The organism is Rhodococcus artemisiae, from assembly GCF_036327795.1.
In the GTDB taxonomy this organism is placed as follows: Bacteria; Actinomycetota; Actinomycetes; order Mycobacteriales; family Mycobacteriaceae; genus Rhodococcus; species Rhodococcus artemisiae.
Genome location: NZ_JAUTXY010000004.1, coordinates 196,211 through 217,990 on the forward strand (window position 1 = coordinate 196,211; position 21,780 = coordinate 217,990).

Genomic DNA, 21,780 nt, shown 5'->3' on the forward strand with positions numbered 1-21,780 from the left:
AGATCGGAGGTGGGTAGACCGGAAGCATGGTTACTTTCGCACTCCAGAACCCGAACACCGGTACGGACGAAGAGCAGTTCGAACGTATCGAAGACTCAGACCGCGATGCGATCCTCGATCGGGCCACCGAAGCGCAGCGCAGCTGGCAGGAGACCTCCATCGACCAGCGCGCGAGTGTCCTCCTCGCCGTCGCCGATCTCTATGAACAGCACAAAGATCAGCTGATCGAACACATGGGCCGGGAGATGGGCAAGCTCCGACCGTGGGGCGCGGCCGAGCTGGACATCGTGGTGGGCATCTACCGCTGGTACGCAGACAACGCCCACGAACTGCTCGCGCCCGAGGAACTCCCGGCGCAGGGCGCGGACCGTTCGTACGTGGTCAAGCGGCCGCTCGGTGTGCTGCTGGGTATCATGCCGTGGAACTTCCCGTACTACCAGGTCGCGCGGTGGGCGGCGCCCAACCTGCTGCTCGGAAATGCGCTGGTGCTCAAGCACGCCGGGATCTGCCCACTATCCTCCCAGGCGTGCGAGGACCTCCTGATCGAGGCCGGGCTACCGCGTGGCGTGTTCCAGAACATCTACGCTTCCGGCTCGCAGATGGAACCCTTCATCGCAGACAAGCGGATTCAGGGTGTTTCCCTCACCGGATCCGAAGGCGCCGGTTCGGCAGTGGCAAAGACGGCCGGGGAGCACTATAAGAAGTCACTGCTCGAGCTGGGTGGGAACGACCCCTTCCTCGTGTTGGATGCCGAGAACCTGGAGTGGGTACTGGACCGATACGTGGACATCCGGATGTTTGCAACGGGCCAGGCGTGCAATGCGCCGAAGCGGCTCATCGTGCAGCCGGAATTCTACGACCGCACGGTTGCCTACCTGGAAAAAGCAATCGGCGCGCTCACGGTGGGTGCCTACGACGATCCGGATGCCGACGTAGGCCCGCTCAGCTCGATCGGTGCCCGCGACGAGATCGTCGACCGCCTCGCCACCGCAGCGCGCGAAGGGACCGCCACGATCCGGGTGGGCGGGAAGAAGATCGACCGCGACGGCGCGTACATGGAGCCGGCCCTGCTCACCGATGTGGACCCGTCCGCAGATGTGGGGTGCAACGAGATCTTCGGCCCGGTCGCGATTGTGTACAAGGCGGACGGGGTGGACGAGGCCGTGCGCATTGCCAACGAGGAATCCGAGTACGGACTGTCCAGCTCGGTATGGTCCTCGGACGTCGACAAGGCGCACGAGGTGGCTGCGCAGCTCAAGGACGGCATGACGTTCGTCAACGAGCACGCCGTCACCGCAGCCGGGCTGCCTTTCGGCGGTGTCGGTCGTTCCGGCTACGGCCGCGAGCTGGCGCAGTGGGGTGTGGGCGAGTTCGTGAACGAGAAACTGATCCGTGTGTCCGGACAGCACAGCGCTGGTCTGTCGCCCGCATGAGCTTCGATCGTGCTATCAACCCAGCGGCAACTGCGCGAAAATGTCCGTCGGCTGGGCTGACCCGCCGGTCGGCTCGACGCTGAAGCCCAGCGCCGTAGCATCCGAGATACCTTCGAGAACAGCCGTGGTCGACGGTGCGACATCATCCGGCGCCATGGTGCCTGCGGCGGTCGCGCCGTCGGGTCCGATCAGCCACATCTGGTATACGGTGCCGTCGGTCGGCGGCGCGACGTTGTTCATCACCAGCACGCCGGCATCGACGTCCTTCGAATACACGACCGTCGCGGTGCCGCCACCCTCGATGGAACCCGAGGTGGTGCGCACGTCGTCGGCTGCGAGGACCTGGGCGGAGGTGGGAGGCGATTGTTCTCGGAACTGCGTGGCGACACCGATGCCGCCGATCGCGATCACTACTGCGGCCGCGGCGGCGAGCAGGAAGTTGCGTCGTCGGTTCCGGCGTGCCGCCAGGGAGATCGGGGCGTCGTCCGCATGCGGGTCGGGTGTCGCGATTGCGTCGAGGAGACGTTGCCGCACGTGCGCAGGTGGGTCGACGGCAGTCGCGTCCGACACCGTCGCCATGGATTCGCGGATCTCGCGGACCTCTCGCAGGAATGCCGCGGCGACGTCGGAGTCGGTCTCCGCCAGGCGGGCTTCGATCGCGCGACGTTCGTCGTCGGACACCGCATCCAAGGCGTACACAGCGGCGAGATCGAGCAGGTTGTCTTCGTCGCCGAAGCCGGACCGTGTGCTACTCGTCATCGCTGTTCACCCCCAGACAGTTCTTCAGGCGGAGCAGGCCGTCCCTGATCCTGGATTTGATGGTCGGCAGCGTCGCGGACAGTCGTTCCGACACTTCCCGATAGGTGAGGCCGCCGTAATAGGCGAGCTCGACGGACTGGCGCTGTAGTTCGGTCAGCGTGCCCAGACACTCGATCACCTGTCGTGTGTCGTCGCGGCGGAGCGCTTCGTCGCTGACACTGTCGAACTCGGTGGGCGTGGTCAGGGCGCCGTAGCGGGACTCCCGTTCGGCGCCGGACTGCTCGGCGCGCACCCGGTCGACGGCCCGGCGATGCGCCAGCGTGATCAGCCACGCGAGTGCAGACCCCTGCGTGCGATCGAACCCCGGCGCCGTACGCCATACCTGCAGGTAGACCTCCTGCAGCGTTTCCTCGCTGTAGCCGGGGTCGCGGAGTACCCGCAACACCATGCCGTACGCCCTCGATCGCGTCAGATCGTAGAACTCTGCGAAGGCAGCCGAATCCTCGGCGGCGACCCGAACGAGCAACGCCTCGAGCGTGTCGGTTCCGCCGCCGACACCGGTCATGGTCCGTGTCCGCTCATCGGACGAAACACTAGCCGGACGATTCGCGCCGCTCAACCTGCGCCTGCCGGTCTGCAGGCCGGCCTCGAGTCCTGGCGGCGGATCGAGCACGCCCATCATCTCCCGGGGTCGCGCGACCGTGGTGGCCGCGGAACGAAGTACGACGTGCGCTGCTGGTACTCGGGATACCCGGGTCGCTCCGACATCGACTGCTCGAGCAGCCGCGCACCTGTCGCGTAGACCAGGAAGTACGTCATGATCGCGGGGGAAGCCACCGTGACCACTCCTGGCCACACACTCGCCGCGATCAGCCATACTCCCCACCACACGGTGGCGTCGCCGAAGTAGTTGGGATGTCGCGTCCATGCCCACAGCCCGCGGTCCATGACCCGGCCACGATTCGCCGGGTCCGATTTGAACCGCCGCAGCTGCAGGTCGCCGATCGCCTCGAACGAGAGGCCGATGACCCACGCGGCGACACCGACCCAGAGCACCACCGTGCCGACGCCGCGGGTGGGCCCGAGCACCGCCGAGACCTGGATCGGCAACGACACGAACCATTGCGCCGCGCCCTGGGTGACGAAGATCTTCCGGACGACGGTGCCGACAGCGTTGCCACCGGCACGCTCGAGCATCTCCGTGTAGCGGGGGTCCTCACCTTTGCCCAGGGATTTGCGGTACATGTGCCACGTCAGCCGCAGTCCCCACACCGTCACCAGTGCGAGCAGGAGGAACCGACGCGAGGCGTCACCGCTGCCGAGCACTGCTGCGGCCGCGGCCACCGCCACGAAGCCGAGACCCCACGAGACGTCCACGACGTTGTAGCGCCCGATCCGGTGCCCGACGGCGAAGGTGATTGCCTGGATCACCGCGAGCAGGACCAGGGCGGTCGCGGTGATGAGGAAGAACTCCGACCAGGTGCTCATCGCTGGTTCTCCTTCCGGAACACGATTTGCTGGACGTCGAGGTATCCCGACCGGAACCCTGCCTCCGAATAGGCCAGGTAGAACTCCCACATGCGCCGGAACGTGGCGTCGAAGCCGATTTCGGCGACCTGGTCTGCGTGCGCGACGAAACGTTCGCGCCACAGCCGCAGGGTTTCCGCGTAGTGCTCGCCGAACTGCAGTCGGTCGACGGTGCGCAGCGACGTCAGCGCGCGGGTGGTCACGTCGATCGATTCGGTCGACGGCAGCATCCCGCCGGGGAACACGTACTTGTGGATCCACGTGTAGGTGTCGCGGGTTTCCGTCATCCGGTCGTGCGGCATCGTGATGGCCTGCAGCGCGACGAGGCCACCGGGCCGCAACAGCCGGTCGAGTGTCCGGAAGTACGTGGGCCAGTAGTCGTATCCGACCGCCTCGATCATCTCCACCGACACGATCGCGTCGTATTCTCCGTCCACCGCGCGGTAGTCGAGGAGAGCGATCTGCACCCGGTCGGACAGCCCGGCCGCCGCGACACGGTCGCGCGCCAAGGTGCGCTGCTCTTCCGAGAGCGTCACCGAACGCACGATGGCACCGCGCTGCGCGGCGCGTACGCACAGTTCTCCCCAGCCGGTGCCGATTTCGAGCAAGCGCGTTCCCGGGCCTACGTTCGCGGCGTCGAGCAGGCGATCGATCTTACGCTCCTGAGCTGTCGCCAGCGCATCCCAGTGGGCGGGGAGTTCGTCGAACAGTGCGCTCGAATAGGTCATCGATCGGTCCAGGAACGTGTTGAACAACGCGTTCGACAAATCGTAATGGCGGGAAATGTTGGAGCGGGTGTTCTGCTCGGTGTTCCGTTCCTCTGCCGGCTGTGGCGCGACGACGAACCGTCGCAGGCGCTGCAGTGGCCGCGGGATCAGCGACCCCATCTCGGCGGCGAACGGGGTGAGCACCGCGACCGGGTCCGATGCGGTCCAATCACCCGCCATGTAGGACTCACCGAAACCGATGAGCCCGCCGGTGCCCAGCCTCCGGGCGAAGTCGGTGGGCCGGCGAATGATCATGCGGGGCAGGATCCGGTCGGGTGGGCCGACGCCGAGTACGGTCCCGTCCGGGTACTCCACCCGCACGCCGAGGCGTGCGGCTGCGCGCCGGAACAGCCGGTCGGCGACCACCGCGGCGACGCGGGCTCGCGGTCCTGCGGGGACCTGGGCCACGTCGGGCCATCTGTGCGGGTCGACGCTCACGCGTTGGGTGGGCAACTCGAGTTCGGGTGTGCTCATCGGGAAATCTCCTGAGGAACGCTTGGGGAATGGGCCGGATCCGGGCGCGGGACGAGTGGCAGCCTGCGCCACCACAGTTCGACGCCCTGCCTCCGGATTCGAGCCGAAATCATCTGGGACGCGAACGGATGCGTGATCTGTGCACGCACGACGGCGCCGATGGTGGCGGGCCGGCCGGACCCGCGCATCGTGGCGGTGAACGGCGGTTGTCCCTCGCGATGCAGGGCTACCTCGACATCGATAAAGGGGCCTGGCTCCGCGACCCGCAGGGTGTACCGGCCGGCAACCTCATTGAACGGGGAGACGTAGAAGACCTTGTCGGCCTCCGCGTACCCCGAGGCATCCGGCCTCAGCAGATAACAGTGCCGCCCCCCGTAAGTGTTGTGCACCTCGGCGACGACGCACACGAGTGCTCCGTCGGGGTCGTGACACCAGAACAGCGTCAGCGGATCGAAGACGTGACCGAGTACCCGCGCGTTCAGCAGCGCGGTGATACGTCCCCCGCGCAGGTCGACACCCTCGCCCGCGAGATACGCGTCGATCCGCTCTCGGAGCGTTGCATCCGAGCGTGTGTCGTCGAAGTGATCGGCCGGGTCGAAACCGGCGAACGGACGCAACCACCACGGCAGCACCGGAAGGTCGTCGAGGTCGATGTACCAGCTGTAGCTTCGGTATTCGAATGCGTGCCGGATCGGTGCGCGCCGAACGTGTCCGATTCTGGTGCGGTAGATCCACGCCGTGGTCACGGGGACACCTCCGCATCGATCCGAGAAGGCACATCCCACTCGACGCCGAGCCGCCGAGCGGCCTCCACGCCGGACCGAGCGCCGTCTTCGTGGAATCCCCATCCGTGGTACGCCCCGGCGAATGCGATTCTGCTGTCGCCGATCTCAGGCAGACATGCCTGTGCTGCCGTCGATTCGGGCGTGTACAGCGGGTGTTCGTACGTCATCTCCGAGATCACCTTGCGTGGGTCGACGAGATGCGCGCCGCCCAGGGTGACGAGGAATCGCCGATCCGTGACCGTGGTGAGCCGCATCAATCTGGTCATGTCGTAGGTGACGATCACGCCCTCGGGCCCCGTGTCGGCAGGCGCCAGATAGTTCCACGACGCGCGGGCGCGCTTGTTGCGGGGCAGCAGCGACGTGTCGGTGTGCAACTGTGCATGATTCATCGAATACGGTAATGCGCTGAGTATCCGGCTCTCTTGCGGAGTCGGGCGGGCGAGCATGGCGAGGGCCGCAGACGGATGCACGGCGATTACGGCCGCGTCGAACCAGCGCACATCTCCGTCGCCGTCGACCACGCACACACCGTCGTCGGTCCGTTCCACGCTGCGTACCGGTGTATCCACGAGGACCTCGCCGAGCCTGCTCGCGAGAGCATCGACGTAGGTGCCGGATCCGCCGGTCACTGTCCGCCACGTAGGGGAACCGAAGACGGTGAGCATGCCGTGATGGTCGAGGAACCGGAAGAGGTAGCGAGCGGGATAGCGGGTGGCCAGCGCAGGGTCGCACGACCACACCGCTGCGACGAGTGGTGTCATGAAATGATCGATGAAGAACGGGGAGAAGCGGTTCCGTGCAAGAAAAGCGTCGAGCGGCTCGTCCTTCCCGTCGTCGCCGGTTTCGAGCAAGGCCAGCGCGGCACGGTGGAAACGCAGTATCTCACCCAGCATCCGGAGGTAACTCGGCTTCGTGCACGACCGCCACGTGGGAAAGAGCCCCGGAAGACCCTTCGCCCCCGCATATTCGAGACCGGTGGCGTCGGAGCGGATCGACATCGACATGTCACTCTCCTGAGTGGCGACACCGAGCTCGTCGAACAGGCGTAACAGTGTGGGATAGGTTCGGTCGTTGTGCACGATGAAGCCCGTGTCGACCGAGACTTCCTGCCCGTCCTCGAGCGTGAGGTGGTGGGTGTGGGCATGGCCACCGAGGCGTGAGTCCGCCTCGAACAGGGTCACACGGTCGCGCCGGGACAACACGTGGGCGGCGCTGAGCCCGGCGACTCCGCTGCCGACCACGGCGATGGAACGGGACGGTTCACGCGTCATGGTTTCCTCCGGTAGAGCTGGTCTCGGGTGTCAAGGCATCGATGAGGAAGTCGGCGGTGACGGAATGCCACCAGCCGGGCCGGGTCAGCATGAAATGTCCCGCGCCGGGCAGCGGACACCATGTTGCGTCGACTCCGCGCAGCAGGGCCGCCGCGGTCTGGGATTCGGCCGACGCGGGATCCGTCCAGCGGTCTCCGGTTCCGTGCGCCACCAGGAGCCGACGTCCCGCAGGGACGAGTTCGGCGTCGTTGTCGGGCCACCAGGGGGCCAGCGCGACCACTGCTTCGACACCGTTCTGCGCGGCGAGATGTGCCGCGACCCGCCCGCCCATCGAATGCCCCACGAGGCCGATGCGGGTGTCGGGCCGGCGATCGAGTGTCGCGTCGAGTGCACGCAAAGCGTCGTGCACCGGGCTCATCCGGTCACCGTTCCAACCACGTACGCCGTACCGCACCTGACCCACCGTGATGCCGTGACCCGTCAGCCTCGAACGTAACGCCTCGGTCAGTAGAGCCATCCGCACGCTCGTCAGATGCCACGGCCGTGTCCCCGCATGACTCGAGGGCTTGCCACCGGGCAGTACGAGGACGTGCGCGCGTCCCCGAGGTGAAGTGGAATCCATGCTCGGGCTTCGGTACGGGCGCGATTCCGGATGGGTCACCGGCATCGAAAAATAATCCTTCCGATCGCACCCATCCCCCTGCCCCGCAGCGGCGAATGACTCTCCGACACACCTCATCGACGCGGTTCGAGGACCGCGCGTACCGAAGGGAACGAGACGATGGCGAATCGGACACGTAAAAGCTTGGCGCTTCTCGGTATCGGCGCTGCGGCGGTACTGAGCATCTCCGCCTGCACGTCGGACGACAGCTCCGACACCACGATGGATACGACCAGCACCATGACCGAAACCACCGCACCGATGGAGACGACCGAGTCGGGCGCGGCGATGCCCGCAGGCCTCGTCGGTCCCGGATGCGCCGCCTACGCAGAACAGGTGCCGACGGGCCCCGGTTCGGTCGAAGGGATGGCGCAGGAGAACGTGACCACTGCAGCATCGAACAACCCGATGCTCACTACGCTCACCGCGGCGGTCTCCGGGCAGCTCAACCCGGAGGTGAATCTCGTCGACACGCTCAACGGCGGCGAGTTCACCGTGTTCGCGCCGGTGGACGACGCCTTCGCGGCGGTCGACCCCGCGACCATCGAGACGTTGAAGACCGATTCGGCGCTGCTGACCGATGTCCTCACCTACCACGTGGTCCCCGGACAGGTCGCGCCCGCGGACATCGCCGGCGAGCAGACCACCGTTCAGGGCGGTAGCGTCGAGGTCGCAGGCGCTGGCGACGAGTGGACGGTCAACGACGCCAACGTGATCTGTGGTGGCATCGAGACAGCGAACGCGACGGTCTACCTGATCGACGGCGTGCTGATGCCGCAGTAGTACTGCCTCGGAAGCAGAAGGGAGACCCCATGAGGAAAACAATCATCGGTCTCGCTGCGGCGCTCCTCGCCGCAGCGGGCTCGACGTTGGTTGCAGCACCCGCGCAGGCGGCGCCGCTGCGTCCCGTTCCGCAACTCGATGTGAGCCGCTACCTGGGCCAGTGGTATCAGCTGGCGGCCAATCCTGCGCCGTTCAACCTCGATTGCGTGCGCGACACCACCGCGAACTACACGCTGATCGACGAGCAGAACATCCGCGTGGAGAATTCGTGCACCACCGTCACCGGTGAACGCCGCGGTATCGTGGGCAACGCGCGGGTCAACGACACCGCGGCACTGCACGTGTCGTTTCCCGATGTGCCGTCACAGGATTCACTCGACGGACCGAGCAACTACATCGTCGCGCACCTCGCCGACGACTACTCGTGGGCGCTGGTCGGTGACCCGAGCCGGCTCTCCGGGTTCGTGCTGTCGCGCTCCCCGGTGGTGGACGTGGCGGACTGGCAGGAGATCCGCGCGGTCGTGGAGGCGCAGGGATACAACTCGTGCTTGATGCTGACCTCGCCGACCACGGAGGGAATGCAGGAGATCAGGCCGCTCTGCACGGTGTGAACGGAACGGACAGGCCGGTGGCGTCAGTCGTCACCGGCTTTCCGTGCTGTTCCCGCAATGTTCTCGAGCATACCGGCGAATATGATTCCGTGGAACGGAAGCAGCGAGTACCAATACACCCGCCCCGCCAGGCCTTTGGGGAAGAAGATCGCGCGCTGGTGTAACCGCGTGCGATCCGTACCGAGGGATTCGAGCCTCCATTCGAGCCATGCGCCACCGGGCGCGAGCATCTCCGCACGCAACCGCAACAACTCCGGGCGGTCGATGCGCTCGACCCTCCAGAAGTCGAGTGCGTCGCCGGTGTGCAGGGTGCGTGGATTCCGCCGTCCGCGGGTCAGGCCCACCCCGCCGACGAAGCGATCGAGCCAGCCGCGGATCGTCCACGCCAGTGGAAAGGAATACCAGCCGTTCTCGCCGCCGATGCCCTCGACCACTTCCCACACGGCGGTCGCGTCGGTGTCGCAGTCGATACTGCGCTCGTCCGTGAAGACGACCTCCCCGGCCCAATCGGGGTCCGACGGCAGGGGATCGGCGGGGGCTCCCACGGGTGATGCGTTCGCCCATGTGGTTTCGACCTCGCCGCGTTCGATCCGTCCGAGGGCCAGCCGGACGGCGTCGCGGTACCCGGTGAGCCCACCGCTCGGAGGTGGGATGACCGCGTCGATGTCGTGGTCGTTCATCACCGCGTCGTTGCCCAGCGATTCGATCAGAGCACGACCCAGGGACGGTGGAATCGGTGTGACCAACCCGATCCACAGCCCGGCCAGCTTCGGGGTGAGTACCGGAAGCACCAGGATCCTGCGCCGGCGTAGACCAGCGACTTCCGCGTAGACCTGCATCATTTCGCCGTACCGCAGCACATCGGGCCCACCGATGTCGTAGACGCGACTGTGTGGCAGCGGGGCGGCCGCGGCCGCAACGAGATAGTGCAGCACGTCGCGGATCGCTATCGGCTGGATCCGGTTGTCGACCCAGCGCGGTGTGGTCATCACGGGCAGGCGGTTGCTCAGATGGCGGATCATCTCGAACGAAGCCGAACCCGAACCGATCACCACTCCGGCCTGGAACACCAGCGTGGGCACCCCGGAGTCCAGCAGAACCTGCCCCACCTGTGCCCGTGATCGAAGGTGCGCCGACAACTCTGCGGATTTCGGATGCAGTCCACCGAGATACACGATTCTTCCGACGCCGGCTCTTCGGGCGGCGGCCGCGACATGCTCCGCCGCGTGACGCTCGGCATCGAGGAACTCGCCGCGGCCGCCCATCGAATGCACCAGGTAGTAGATGACGTCGACATCCCCGCACGCGTTCTCCACCGAGTCGGGATCGCCGAGGTCGCCGCGAACCACGTCGACGGCACGTGCCCACGGCACGTCGCGAAGCTTCTCGGGGCTGCGCACCAGGACCCGTACACGGTGGCCGGCGGCGAGGAGGCGAGGAGCGAGTCGGCCCCCAATGTAGCCGGTGGCGCCGGTCAGGAGGACAGTGCGCGAGCGCGCCGTAGTGTCGGCGTCATCGGTCTCGGTCATCGTGTTGCGGGAATGTGTCCCAGTTGGTGGCGCAGGCAGTCCTCCAGGGAGGACCGGCGGAACGTGTGCCCGGCGTCGAGCAGGCGCCGCGGTATGACGTACTGGTCTGCGGTTGCCAGCTCGCGGGCACCCTGCTCGCCGAGCAGTAGTTTCGGCCCGAAGCCGGGAACCGGCAACAACGCCGGACGGTGCAGTACGCCCGCGAGAATGCGCGTGTATTCCTCGTTGCGGACCGGGTCGGGCGCGACGGCGTTGACGGGACCCGACAGCGCAGCGTCGTAGAGTGCGCGGTGGTAGATGTCGAGCAGATCGTCGATGTCGATCCACGACAACCACTGCCGTCCACTGCCCAGGCGCCCACCCAGTCCAGCGGCGAACAGAGGTCGCATCAATTGCAGGGTGCCGCCGCGTGGGGTCTGCACCACCCCCGTGCGCACATTGACCACCCGCAATCCGCCTTCCGAGGCAGGTGCGGTGGCCGCTTCCCAGTCGGTCACCACGTCGGTGAGGAAACCCCCTCCACCCGAAGAATTTTCGTCGAGCGGTTCGTCGCCCCGGTTGTAGCCGTACAGGCCGATGGCCGAGGCGCACACGAACGTGGCGGGTCCGTTCGCGGTACCGGCCGCGCGTTCGGCGAGCCGTCGCGTCGGCCCGATGCGGCTGTCGCGTATGGCGGCCTTGTGCGAATCGGTAAACCGTCCGGCGATCGACGCGCCGGCCAGATGCACCACGGCGTCGACGCCCTCGAACAGGTCGGGGGCGGGTGACTCGGGATCCCAGCGGCGCTCGTCGTCGCCCTGTGCCGGACGACGCACGAGGCGGATCACGCGGTAACCTCCAGTGCTCAGAAATGCGGTCAGTGCCGTGCCGATGAGCCCGGATGCGCCCGAGATCGCGACAGTCACCGGTCGTACCCCCTGCTCGTGCGACCACCGATGCTTCGCGAGGTCGTCGGCGAGCTGACGGTGCCGATACCGGAACGTCTGGAGCAGTAAGCGCTCGGGGATCGGAGTGTCGACGAGATCGGTCACGCGGGTGCGGTTGTCGTCGACCTTCTCGAACCGGTGCTCGTGGCGCCACGAGCGGACAAGTCCGGTCGGCAACGACATCACACCGTCGCGACTGAGCTCATCGACGAAGCGGCCAGGTGGGTAATAGGCGTCGGGCTGATGGTCCGCGACCCAGCGCAAGCCCCCGGGAAGACCGAGGACGGCACGACCGTTCTCGAGCGAGTCGGCCTCGGATACGACACTCATCGGCTGCCACGGTGGGAGCAGACGTTGGATCGCGCCGCGCCTCGTGTGCCAGTCGAACACTTCGTCGCGGGACGCCTCGACGATGCTGCTGTATTCGATTCCCATCGGTGCCTCCGTGGATCGTATTCCGCCTGTGCATTATTCGGAGCCGTTCGACCGGCGGATGGATCAGCTGCGGGCGGAGATCTCTCCGTACCGTGCCAGGGCCACCTGCCGTTCGTGGGCATGGTCGACGAGCGGCAGAGGGTATCCGGCCGGGGGGCCGTCCGGCAGCCGATGGACACTCTTGCCCGTGACGTCACGCAACTCGGGTACCCAGCGGCGCACGTAGTCACCCTTCGGATCGAACTTCTCGCCCTGAGAGGTGGGGTTGAACACGCGGAAATAGGGCGAGGCATCGGTGCCACACCCGGCGGTCCACTGCCATCCGTGCTGGTTGGAGGCGAGATCGCCGTCCACGAGGTGCGTCATGAAATGCCGCGCGCCCCACCACCACGGCAGATGCAGGTCCTTGGTGAGGAACGATGCGACGATCATTCGTAGCCGGTTGTGCATCCATCCCTCCGCGAGTAGCTGCCGCATGCCGGCGTCGACGATCGGGAATCCAGTGCGACCCTGCTGCCACGCGGCGAAAGCGCGATCGGCGTCGGGTCCGGTGTCGTGGCGGATGGCGTCGAACCGGCGGTTGTAGTTGCGATACGCGGTCTCGGGGCGGTGGTGCAGCACGTCGGCGTAGAAGTCACGCCAGCACAACTCGCTGCGGAAGACCGTCGCGCCCGAGTCGGAGCGGTCCCGCAGATCGTGGAGCAGAGTGCGCGGATGCAGACATCCGAACTTCAGCGCGGCGGACAGGCGGCTCGTGCCGTCGAGGTCGGGTCGGTCGCGCTCGGTGTCGTATCGCTCGAGTCCGTCGTCGCGGAATTGCCGCCATCGGCGCAGCGCGGCGCTCTCCCCGGCGGGTGGCAACACGATGTCGTCGGCATCGTCGGCGGGGATGGCCACGCGCAGATCGGCGTCGCCCGGGTCGAGCCAGGTCACGATGGTCGCGTCGGTGCTCGCCGGAGACCGCCACCCATGTTCGATCCAGGCGCGACGGAACGGGGTGAAGACGCGGTACGGCGTGCCGTCGGCCTTGAGGACGCGCCCCGGCGACACCGCGTAGGGCGAGCCGGTCCGGACCAGCGGGATGCCGGCGAGAGCTGCCTCGACCGCATGGTCGCGTCGCGACCCGTACGGCGCATGGTCTGCGCTGACATGCACCGCGCTCGCCTCGAATTCGCGCGCGACCGCCGGCACGATGTCGACGGGGTTTCCGTGGACAACCAGTAAACGGCCGTCGAGGTCGTCGTCGAGAGCGCGCAGGCAACGCAGCAGATACGTATAGCGCGGTCCGGGTGTCGCCAGCGTGTCGTCGAGCACGAACAGCGCGATCACACGATCTGCATCGGCGGCACTCGACAGGGTGGGCAGATCCTGTAGACGTAGATCGCGGCGGAACCAGACGACGTGGGTACTCACCCGTCCAGTGTGCGCGACGGCAGATGGGCGACAATGGCGAACATGACCGATGCGTTCGACGTTCCCATCCGCGACGACTCGATCAGGCTCGGCCAGTTCCTGAAACTGGCGAGCCTGATCGAGTCGGGTGCGGAGGCGAAGGAAGTGATCGCCGACGGCCTCGTCTCGGTCAACGGCCAGGTCGAGGTGCGCCGGGGCCGGCAGTTGAACACCGGTGACGTCGTGGAGATCGGTGGGACGAGCGCCCGCGTCGTGAAGGGCTGACTTCGGTCGGTTCGAGGCGCGGAATCAGTTCGCGGCGCGGACGACCACGCCGTCGTGGTCGCTGTAGACGATCTCGCCCGGGTTGAAGGTCACGCCGCCGATCTCGACGGGCACGTTCTTCTCACCCGACCCGGTCTGGGTGCTCTTGCGGGGGTTGGTGCCGAGGGCCTTGACGCCGATGTCGAGGGTGCGCAGGATCGCGGAGTCGCGGACGGCGCCGTTGACGATCACGCCGGCCCAGCCGTTGTCGACGCCGCGTCCGGCGATGATGTCGCCGACGAGCGCGGTGTGGATACTCGCGTCGCCATCGACCACCAGGACACCGCCGTTGCCGGGCTCCGACAGAGTCTGTTTGACCAGCAGGTTGTCCTGGAAGCAGCGGATCGTCGTGATCGGGCCGGCGAACTCGGCGCGGCCGCCGAACTGGATGAACTGGGTGTCGCAGCTGCGGATGTCCGGGCCGATCTCGTCGGCGAGGTCGGCGGTCGCGGTGAATTCGATGGCTTCGCTCATGGGGCGAGAATAATCCCTGCGCGTGCGCCGCTCGGTGATGGTGACGACCACCACGAACCCGCCTCGGGTGCAATTGGGTAGATTCTTGTATCCTTACGGGCCGGTTTCGACCATGACGGATACAGGACGGTGCCATGCCTCTCGACGCCCGCTCGACGGTTGTTCGCGTGCCGAAAGCCGGAGAACTGATCGCTGCGAGCCTGCGTCGGCAGATCATCACGGGTGAACTCCAGGCAGGTGAGCCGTTGCCCAACGAGGCCGCGCTCATGGAGCGATTCGGAGTGTCGCGGCCGACGCTGCGCGAAGCTTTCCGCATCCTCGAGTCCGAAGGGATCATCACTGTGCTCCGCGGTGCGCGCGGCGGTGCCCGCGTGCAGGCGCCCGACGGGTCCACTGCTGCGCGCTACACGGGTCTGCTCCTGCAGTACCGAGGTGTTCCACTCGCCGATGTGTACCGAGCCCGCACCGAGCTCGAGGTCGCGGCAGTCGGGCTGATCGCCGTGAATCCCGACGACCGCATCGACAGGCTCGCCGAGGTCGTCGAACGCGGCGGGGACCTGGTCGATGATCCGCATGCGTTCGTCAAGTACGTCAGCGACGTGAACCGCACGATCATGGAGCTCGGCGGTAATCAGACGATGTCGACCCTCGCGAGCATGCTGCTCGACATCATGGACGCCCACAACGCGCTGTACCTTTCGACCCGGACGGAGCAGGACAGCCCCGGGGTTGCCGTCGCGCTGCGTGCCAACCACAAGCTCGTCGACCTGCTGCGGGCGGGTGAACCGGGTGCGGCGGAAGCGTTCTGGCGGCGCCACCTCGACAGCGTCGAGCGTTACATGACCGGTGATTCGGAGACCACCCTCATCGAGGTGCTGTCCTGATCAAGCGGCGCCGGTGACGGTCAGCCACACCAGCGCGACGTTGAGCACGATGATCAACCCGGCCGTGAGCCATGCTGCGGCGGTCACGATCGGGGCGTTGCGACGGTCTCCCATCACTCGGGCATCAGCTGTCATTCGGACGAGCGGGATCACCGCGAACGGGATGCACATGCTCAGCACCACCTGACTGAGCACGAGCGCGAACGTCGGGTCCACTCCGACGGCGAGCAGGATCAGGGCGGGGATCATCACGACCACGCGTCGGATGAACGGCCGGACCCGAATGTGCAGCAGGCCTGCCATGATCTCCGCGCCGGCCGCCGAACCCACCGCGGTCGACGCCAGTCCCGACGCGAGCAACCCGATCGCGAACACCATCGCGACGGCCGGGCCGAGTGCATCGGAAATCGCGGCGTGCGCGCCTTCGATGGTGTCGGTGCCGGGCGTGTCGCGGAGGGCGGATGCGGCGAGCAGCAGCATGCCGATGTTGACACTGCCCGCGACGAACAGGCCACCGGCCACGTCCCACCGGGTTGCGCGCATGACGCGGTCGAGCCTCGGCCCGGGTTCGACCTTGCCGTGCCGTCCGCGCGACAGAGCCGAATGCAGGTAGATCGCATGCGGCATCACCGTGGCGCCCAGCATCGATGCCGCGAGCAGCACGGTGTCGGTGCCCTGGAAACGGGGAACCAACCCGGCGGCGGCGTCGCCGGGGGCGATGCCGGTGAACAGCAGACCGCACAGGAACCCGACTGTGATGATCGCGAGCAGGCTCACCACGACGAATTCGAACGTGCGCTGGCCGCGGCGGCTGTGCACAGACAGGATCACCATCGACACGACTCCGGTGATGAGACCGCCGACGAACAGTGGAAGTCCGAACAGCAGGTGGAGTGCGATCGCGCCACCGATGACCTCGGCGACGTCCGTGGCGACAGCCATGACCTCGGCCTGCATCCAGAACGCGCGACGCGACGGGGTGCGAAGCCGCTCGCCGAGCAGTTCGGGGAGGGAACGACCTGTGACGACCCCCAGTTTGGCCGATAGATACTGGACGAGGATGGCCATAGCATTCGCAGCGACCAGTACCCACAGCAGCAGATAGCCGTAGCGCGCCCCCGCTGTGAGGTTCGCGGCGACGTTGCCGGGGTCGACGTACGCGACGGCTGCGACGAACGCCGGGCCGAGCAGTGTGGCCAGGCGCGGCGTCGCCGCAGCGGTGCGCGGCAAACTCAGCGGCCGAATCTGCGCTCGTAGTCGGCACGCTCACGATCGGCACGGGCGCGCGCTTTCGCGCCGAGCAGCCCGGGGTCGAAGCCGTGCTGCTGCAGGCGGTGTCGCTGCCAGATCGGCATGAGTGCCACCGAGAAGTAGATCCACGGAATCAGGAGAAGCAGCATCATCGAGAGAGGGATCCACACCGGGCCCGGTATCAGCAGGAACAGCAGCAGGAACGGGATGAGCGGCAGGTTCCACCGCAGCAGATATCGCCGGGTTCCTCCGGGCCCGAGGATATCCGCCCGGACCCACTCGCGCAGCTCCACGGGCAGCGTACGGCCGAACATGTAACCGATCCGCCCAGGCAAATTAGGTCGCGCGCTACTCATATTGTCGAGGATAGTGCTTCTACTCGTAGAGCCGCGTCAGGCTGTCCGAGAATGTATCCACCACCACTTTCCTGCGCAGCTTCATGCTCGGCGTGAGATCGCCCTCTTCGATGGAGAGTTCACGCTCGATGATCGTGAACTTCTTGACCTGTTCCCACCGGTTGAGTTGCAGGTTCAGCTGATCGATGTCCTTCGAGATCAGCTCGCGGGTCTTGTCGTGCTGTGTGATGTCGGAGAACGACTGCCCGTCGAGGCCGTTCTTGGCTGCCCACTCGGTGACCGCTTCGGCGTCCAATGCCACCAGTGCGACGCAGTACGGCTTGCCCTCGCCGTGAACGATGATCTCCGCAGCGTATGGCGAGATGCCTTTGAAGGTCGCGGCGATCGCGGACGGCGCGACGTACTTGCCCTGCGACGTCTTGAACATGTCTTTCTTCCGGTCGGTGATCTTCAGGTAGCCGTCGTCGTCGAGGCTCCCGATGTCGCCCGTGTGGAACCAGCCATCGGCCTCGAGCGCTTCGGCGGTGGCGTCGGGACGGTCGTGGTAGCCGGTCATCACGCCGGGACCCTTGATGAGCACTTCGCCGTCTTCGGCGATCTTCACTTCGGTGCCGGGCAGAGGCCAGCCCACTGTGCCGAGCCGGTTGGCCTGGGGGCGGTTGACGCAGGACGCCGCCGACGTCTCCGTCAGTCCGTAGCCCTCGAGTACGGGGATGCCGACGGCGTCGAACCACTGGGCCACGTCGGGGTTCAGTGCCGCCGAGCCGGAGATGAAGAAGCGGAGCCGACCGCCGAATCGTTCCCGGATGGTCGAGAGCACCAGCTTGTCGGCAACCTTGTGCTGGGCCGAGTCGAGCAGGCCCGGTGAACGACCGTCCTGGCGCGCCTTCGACACGTTGGTGCCCACGCCCATCGCCCAGTCGAAGAGCACCTTCTTGATGCCGCCTTCTTCCGCCATCATCCCTTCGACGCGTGCGTGTGCTTTCTCGAAGATTCGGGGCGCGGCACCCATGAAGGTCGGTCGCACGACGGCGAGATTTTCGACGATCTTGTCGACCCGCCCGTCGACGGTGGTGGAGAAACCGATCTGCAGCGGCAGGGTGAGCAACACCTTGCCGAATACGTGCGACAGGGGAAGCCAGAGATACTGCAGGTCGTCGCGCCCGAGCAGGCCCACGGAGTCGACTGCCGCGGCCTCGTACGTCCACGCCGAATGCGGCAGCCGGACGCCCTTCGGCTTCCCAGTGGTGCCCGAGGTGTAGATGACTGTTGCAAGGTGGGCGGGCTCGATGCTGTGGATTCTGTCGATCACCGAGTTCGAGTCCTCGGCGAGACGTGCCCGGCCGAGTTCCGCGAGGTCGTCGAATCCGATCACCCAGTCGCCGTCGCCCGGTCCGTCGATCACGACCACCTTGGCAACATCCGGTAGCTCCCCACGATGCGCCGTGAGCTTCTCGACCTGCGTCGAGTCCTCGGCGATCACCACATGACTTCCGGAGTTGGACACGATGAACGCGACATCCGGTGCGTTGGTGGTGGGATACACCGTGGTGGTGGCGCCGCCGGCACACATCACCGCGAGATCGGCGAGTACCCACTCGAAACGGGTCGACGACGCCAGCGCGACACGATCCTCGAGGTCGACGCCCAGCGACAGCAAACCGGCCGCGAGCAGTCGGACCTTCTCTCCGGTCTGTTCCCACGTGATACTCGTCCACCCGTCCTTACCGTCGGGGTAGCGGAAGGCTTCATCATCCGGTGTCGCAGTGACGCGATCGATGAACAGGCGAGCGACCGACGGCGCCCGCTTCTCGATCTTGGCGTGATCGACTTTTTCCTCGGACGCGCGCATTGTGGTCATTGTCCCAGTCTAGAAGGGGAGAACTCCGGTCACGCGCTGTTCCGGCCACCCCACTCGACTATTTAAGGTAGAGCTTATATAGTGGGGTGGTGCACGGGTTCGAGGTTCTGTCGGATCCGGTCCGCCGCCGGATACTCGAAATGCTCTCCGAGGGCTCGCGGTCGGCCGGAGATGTGGGCGACGTGATCGGCGGTGAGTTCGGGATCTCTCAGCCGGCCGTCTCGCAACACTTGAAAGTATTGCGGGACAATCATTTCGCGGTAGTGCATCGCGACGGCAACCGGCGCCTGTACGAATTGGATACCGGGGCCTTGACCGAACTCGAGGACTGGCTCGCCCGGCTGCGGCCACGTCCCACCCCAGCGCTCGATGCGCTCGGCACCGAGATCGCACGAGGCAAACGCGCACGCCGCATCCATACCGACAACTCTGCCGACGAACAAAGGAGAACATCATGAAGGACGTGAAGACCAGGGCCGAGACTCTGCGGCGCACGATCGGGCATCGCGTCGTCGACGGCAAGGACGCCGCTGTCGTGACGGTGTCGCAGAGTTACCCCACCGACGCCGACGACCTCTGGGATGCCTGCACCAACCCTGAGCGGATTCCGCGCTGGTTCCTGCCGGTCAGCGGCGAGTTGCGTGTCGGCGGCCGGTACCAGCTCGAAGGCAACGCCGGCGGGGAGATCCTCACGTGCGCCCCGCCGAAATCCTTCTCGGCGACCTGGGAGTTCGGCGGGGGCAAGAGCTGGATCGAGGTCGCCGTCATCCCCGAACCGGGCGGGTACGCGCGCTTCGAACTCGCGCACATCGCCCACCCCGAAGGCGACCACTGGGAGACGTACGGTCCGGGAGCCGTCGGCATCGGGTGGGACCAGGCACTTCTCGGTCTCGGCTTGCACATCGATACGGGCGCTGCGGTCGATCCTTCCGAGTTCGAGAAATGGTCGCTCTCGCCCGAAGGGCTCGGTTACGTCCGGGAATCGGGAAACGGCTGGTATGACGCGGATGTGGCCGCGGGAACCGACCCGGATGCGGCACGCGCACGGGCCGATCGCACCATCGCTTTCTACTCCGGCACCTGAACGACCCTACTCGAGGGTTCCGCTGAAGGCGTCGATGAATCCGAACGGTGCGCGGCGTCGCCGAGGGCTCGGTGGACAGGTGTTCCGGCGATGAAGACGGCGCGGATGTCGCGAGTGGCGGTAATGGCGGTGGTGGGGTCACCGCCGACGAGGAGCAGGTCCGAACGGAGCCCGGGACGGATTCGGCCGCGGTCCGGCAGGTCGAGCAGGTCGGCGATACGGCCGGTCGCGGCACGCAACGCCTCGGTGGGAGTCAGGCCGGCGGCGACGAGCATTTCGAGTTCGCGATGCATACTCGTCCCATGCGCGACCTGGGCGGGAGCGCCGGGTTCGGCGTTGGCGTCGGTTCCTGCCAGCACGTTCACTCCGGCGCTGTGGAGAGCAGCCACACTCTCCCGCGATCCGGCGAAGGCGTGTGCGACGCCGCGTGCGGAGGCGATCCCGTCCATCAATGTCAGCGTGGGTATCGCGATCGTATTGTTGTCGGCCATGCGAGATACCGTGGCGGCGTCCAGAGGCGGACCCAGCGGGATGTGGGTCAGAATGTCGGCCCCGGCATCGAGTGCCATCGCGAATGCGCCGGGTGTCGCGGTGTGTGCGAAGACCTTCTTCGTGTGTTCGTGTGCAGCATCGACGAGGGCAGTCAGAGCGGGAAGATCGGGCCCGCCGTCGCCCGGCGCCTCGGCGACGATCTTGATGTAATCGACGGCTTCGGCGATGCGAGCGTCGACGAAACGTGCTGCTTCGGTGGCGCTGGTGACCACCGCTTCAGCGGGAACGAAATGAGCATGGTGGCCGGCAGGACCGATTGCGGGGAGTCCGGGACTACGCAGGTCGGCGAGACCGTCGCGTCCGGCGATGTCGCGCAGCGCCGCGACTTTGTCGACCGGCCAGGTCGCCATGTCGAGGCCGGTGGTCACGCCGAACGCCGCGAGTTGCTGCAGAGTGTCTCGACCGTGGAGGTGAATATGAGCGTCGATCAACCCGGGCAGCAGGGTTGCGCCGCCACCGTCGATATCGGTGGTCGGTTCACCTCCGACGGCAGACCCGGCCGGGTCGACTGCGAGAATGCCGCCGGTGCCGAAGGTGACATCCATGCGGTCGGGGAGCAGCTGTTCACCGTCGAAGACACGAACACCGGTGACGCGGGTGAGGGAGGTCATCGGGCGTCCTCCAACCAGCGTCGGCCGGATACCTTGAGCTCGGCTTCGAGGGCGCTGCCCTTGGTGGCGAACGTGCCGGTGACGGGGAAGCCGCTCTTGTCGAGTAGATAGGCCAAGGCGGCGTATTCGGGCGGGTATTTGGCAGCGGTGTCGGAGTCGATGTCGACTATCCCGCAGGGAAAGGTGAACGAGCCCATATCGTAGATGCTGCGCCGGTCGACTATCTTCCAGACACCGTCGCGCTTTTCGATGCGGTCGTAGAAGCGGTTGTGGCTCTGGCAGCCCAGTTTCAGTTCTCCGTTCTCGGCGACCACGATCGCGTTGGTCTCGGCGACCGCGCGGTCCCCATGGAATGTCACGACCGGGGTGGTGATCACGTGCTTGGTCTTCAGGGCGGAATCGCCCATGCGAGCGGACGCATCGACGAAGTCGGTGAACAGCCCTCGAAACCAAGTAATTTCAATGACGCCGTCCGGGTGGAAGAGCTCTCGCATCGCCTCCCACTGGGCGAGGTCGCTACGCATCCATCCGGTCATGAGGTCGTCGATCGCTCGGCGATCGGCGAGAGAGGAGTCCATGTGCTTCCTTGCTTTCGTGCCGTAGGAGGTCGGCCGGAGGTGTCGACTCATGCTTCGGCGGGAATCGGGGTGGACTGGAGCAATTCGAGGCGGATGCCGTCGTCGTATCGCCGCCAGATCGCGGTGACCTGGGCATGGATGAGGTGCGGGCCGGCAGGGAAGATGACGCGCGCCCGCATTCGGTAGGTGAGCGCGGCTGCCGCTCCCAGGTCGGTGGTGTGCTGGTTCTCCGCAGTGACTGCTGCATAACGGAATCGGCCGGTCGCAAGCTTCCTCAGGTATTCGTGTTTGGTGTCGATCTCGCCCGACGAGTGAATGTAGAGCGCGGAATCTGCGATGAGCACATCCAAGGTATCCAGATCACCCTCGGTCATCGCCATGAGCCGGGCGTTCTCCACTTCGAGAACATCCGATTGCTGCATCGTTGCCAAGATGATCACCCTTTCGAGGGT

The 21,780-nt window shown here is 66.3% G+C and carries 24 protein-coding genes; 7 read left to right on the forward strand and 17 right to left on the reverse strand.

Translation table 11 applies throughout. The features are described from left to right. The first annotated feature begins 26 nt into the window (after window positions 1-26). A complete protein-coding gene (locus Q7514_RS10930; protein WP_330133271.1) occupies window positions 27-1,433 on the forward strand; it encodes an aldehyde dehydrogenase family protein in 1,407 nt (468 codons plus the stop codon). A gap of 15 nt (window positions 1,434-1,448) precedes the next feature. On the opposite strand, the gene Q7514_RS10935 is transcribed toward Q7514_RS10930, so the two are convergent. The 7 genes from Q7514_RS10935 to Q7514_RS10965 all read right to left on the reverse strand — a co-directional run bounded on the left by Q7514_RS10935 (window position 1,449) and on the right by Q7514_RS10965 (window position 7,638). Further along, entirely contained in the window at window positions 1,449-2,192 is a 744-nt protein-coding gene (locus Q7514_RS10935) for an anti-sigma factor (RefSeq protein ID WP_330133272.1), read from the reverse strand. Continuing rightward, entirely contained in the window at window positions 2,182-2,757 is a 576-nt protein-coding gene (locus Q7514_RS10940) for a sigma-70 family RNA polymerase sigma factor (protein WP_132472799.1), read from the reverse strand. The genes Q7514_RS10935 and Q7514_RS10940 overlap by 11 nt, the downstream gene beginning before the upstream one ends. 113 nt (window positions 2,758-2,870) lie before the next feature. Then, window positions 2,871-3,680, reverse strand: coding sequence for a DUF1295 domain-containing protein (locus tag Q7514_RS10945; protein ID WP_330133273.1), 810 nt, complete (start codon window positions 3,678-3,680; stop codon window positions 2,871-2,873). Continuing rightward, the gene (locus Q7514_RS10950; protein ID WP_330133274.1) at window positions 3,677-4,960 is read right to left on the reverse strand and encodes a class I SAM-dependent methyltransferase; all 1,284 of its coding nucleotides are present in this window, start codon (window positions 4,958-4,960) and stop codon (window positions 3,677-3,679) included. Before Q7514_RS10950 ends, Q7514_RS10945 begins: the two co-directional genes overlap by 4 nt. After that, window positions 4,957-5,706, reverse strand: a complete 750-nt coding sequence (locus tag Q7514_RS10955) for a DUF1365 domain-containing protein (RefSeq protein WP_330133275.1) — start codon at window positions 5,704-5,706, stop codon at window positions 4,957-4,959. The genes Q7514_RS10950 and Q7514_RS10955 overlap by 4 nt, the downstream gene beginning before the upstream one ends. Continuing rightward, entirely contained in the window at window positions 5,703-7,016 is a 1,314-nt protein-coding gene (locus Q7514_RS10960; RefSeq protein WP_330133276.1) for an NAD(P)/FAD-dependent oxidoreductase, read from the reverse strand. Before Q7514_RS10960 ends, Q7514_RS10955 begins: the two co-directional genes overlap by 4 nt. Further along, window positions 7,006-7,638 (reverse strand): alpha/beta hydrolase, encoded by a 633-nt coding sequence (locus Q7514_RS10965; RefSeq protein ID WP_330133277.1) that lies wholly within the window; start codon window positions 7,636-7,638, stop codon window positions 7,006-7,008. The genes Q7514_RS10960 and Q7514_RS10965 overlap by 11 nt, the downstream gene beginning before the upstream one ends. Window positions 7,639-7,797: 159 nt before the next feature. On the opposite strand from Q7514_RS10965, the gene Q7514_RS10970 reads away from it, so the two are divergent. Together Q7514_RS10970 and Q7514_RS10975 are read left to right on the forward strand one after the other, a co-directional pair. Next, window positions 7,798-8,460, forward strand: a complete 663-nt coding sequence (locus tag Q7514_RS10970; RefSeq protein WP_330133278.1) for a fasciclin domain-containing protein — start codon at window positions 7,798-7,800, stop codon at window positions 8,458-8,460. A 29-nt stretch (window positions 8,461-8,489) separates the two neighbouring features. Next, window positions 8,490-9,071, forward strand: coding sequence for a lipocalin family protein (locus Q7514_RS10975; protein WP_330133279.1), 582 nt, complete (start codon window positions 8,490-8,492; stop codon window positions 9,069-9,071). A 23-nt stretch (window positions 9,072-9,094) separates the two neighbouring features. Here the strand turns inward: Q7514_RS10975 and Q7514_RS10980 are convergent, their stop codons facing one another. The 3 genes from Q7514_RS10980 to Q7514_RS10990 form a co-directional block, all read right to left on the reverse strand. After that, a complete protein-coding gene (locus Q7514_RS10980) occupies window positions 9,095-10,600 on the reverse strand; it encodes an SDR family oxidoreductase (protein ID WP_330133280.1) in 1,506 nt (501 codons plus the stop codon). Continuing rightward, the gene (locus Q7514_RS10985) at window positions 10,597-11,961 is read right to left on the reverse strand and encodes a TIGR01777 family oxidoreductase (RefSeq protein WP_330133281.1); all 1,365 of its coding nucleotides are present in this window, start codon (window positions 11,959-11,961) and stop codon (window positions 10,597-10,599) included. Before Q7514_RS10985 ends, Q7514_RS10980 begins: the two co-directional genes overlap by 4 nt. A gap of 63 nt (window positions 11,962-12,024) precedes the next feature. Further along, window positions 12,025-13,374 (reverse strand): cryptochrome/photolyase family protein, encoded by a 1,350-nt coding sequence (locus Q7514_RS10990; protein ID WP_330133282.1) that lies wholly within the window; start codon window positions 13,372-13,374, stop codon window positions 12,025-12,027. Between the two features lie 42 nt (window positions 13,375-13,416). Between Q7514_RS10990 and Q7514_RS10995 the strand changes: the two genes are divergently transcribed. Then, on the forward strand, window positions 13,417-13,638 hold the full coding sequence (locus Q7514_RS10995) for an RNA-binding S4 domain-containing protein (RefSeq protein ID WP_330133283.1): 222 nt from the start codon (window positions 13,417-13,419) through the stop codon (window positions 13,636-13,638). 24 nt (window positions 13,639-13,662) lie between these two features. Here the strand turns inward: Q7514_RS10995 and rraA are convergent, their stop codons facing one another. Then, window positions 13,663-14,151 carry a ribonuclease E activity regulator RraA gene (gene rraA, locus Q7514_RS11000; protein WP_330133284.1) on the reverse strand — a complete coding sequence of 163 codons (489 nt, stop codon included), beginning with the start codon at window positions 14,149-14,151 and terminating at the stop codon, window positions 13,663-13,665. A 134-nt stretch (window positions 14,152-14,285) separates the two neighbouring features. Here rraA and Q7514_RS11005 point away from each other — a divergent pair, with 134 nt between their 5' ends. After that, entirely contained in the window at window positions 14,286-15,035 is a 750-nt protein-coding gene (locus Q7514_RS11005; RefSeq protein WP_330133285.1) for a FadR/GntR family transcriptional regulator, read from the forward strand. Here Q7514_RS11005 and Q7514_RS11010 read toward each other — a convergent pair whose 3' ends face one another. From Q7514_RS11010 to Q7514_RS11020, 3 genes are read right to left on the reverse strand one after another with little or no spacing between them, the layout of a single operon-like run. Next, a complete protein-coding gene (locus Q7514_RS11010) occupies window positions 15,036-16,265 on the reverse strand; it encodes an Nramp family divalent metal transporter (RefSeq protein ID WP_330133286.1) in 1,230 nt (409 codons plus the stop codon). 2 nt (window positions 16,266-16,267) lie between these two features. Next, a complete protein-coding gene (locus Q7514_RS11015; RefSeq protein ID WP_330133287.1) occupies window positions 16,268-16,642 on the reverse strand; it encodes a DUF5313 family protein in 375 nt (124 codons plus the stop codon). 19 nt (window positions 16,643-16,661) lie between these two features. Then, window positions 16,662-18,503: an AMP-dependent synthetase/ligase gene (locus tag Q7514_RS11020; protein ID WP_330133288.1), complete on the reverse strand. Its 1,842-nt coding sequence runs from the start codon at window positions 18,501-18,503 to the stop codon at window positions 16,662-16,664. An 89-nt stretch (window positions 18,504-18,592) separates the two neighbouring features. Between Q7514_RS11020 and Q7514_RS11025 the strand changes: the two genes are divergently transcribed. Then, window positions 18,593-18,961: an ArsR/SmtB family transcription factor gene (locus Q7514_RS11025; RefSeq protein WP_330133289.1), complete on the forward strand. Its 369-nt coding sequence runs from the start codon at window positions 18,593-18,595 to the stop codon at window positions 18,959-18,961. Further along, window positions 18,958-19,587, forward strand: coding sequence for an SRPBCC family protein (locus tag Q7514_RS11030; protein WP_330133290.1), 630 nt, complete (start codon window positions 18,958-18,960; stop codon window positions 19,585-19,587). The genes Q7514_RS11025 and Q7514_RS11030 overlap by 4 nt, the downstream gene beginning before the upstream one ends. On the opposite strand, the gene Q7514_RS11035 is transcribed toward Q7514_RS11030, so the two are convergent. From Q7514_RS11035 to Q7514_RS11045, 3 genes are read right to left on the reverse strand one after another with little or no spacing between them, the layout of a single operon-like run. Next, complete coding sequence (locus Q7514_RS11035) at window positions 19,572-20,750, reverse strand: amidohydrolase family protein (protein ID WP_330133291.1); 1,179 nt, start codon at window positions 20,748-20,750, stop codon at window positions 19,572-19,574. The two genes, Q7514_RS11030 and Q7514_RS11035, sit on opposite strands and share 16 nt — an antisense overlap. Continuing rightward, window positions 20,747-21,328 (reverse strand): nuclear transport factor 2 family protein, encoded by a 582-nt coding sequence (locus Q7514_RS11040; protein WP_330133292.1) that lies wholly within the window; start codon window positions 21,326-21,328, stop codon window positions 20,747-20,749. Before Q7514_RS11040 ends, Q7514_RS11035 begins: the two co-directional genes overlap by 4 nt. 47 nt (window positions 21,329-21,375) lie before the next feature. Next, complete coding sequence (locus Q7514_RS11045) at window positions 21,376-21,768, reverse strand: nuclear transport factor 2 family protein (protein WP_330133293.1); 393 nt, start codon at window positions 21,766-21,768, stop codon at window positions 21,376-21,378. Window positions 21,769-21,780 lie beyond the last annotated feature (12 nt).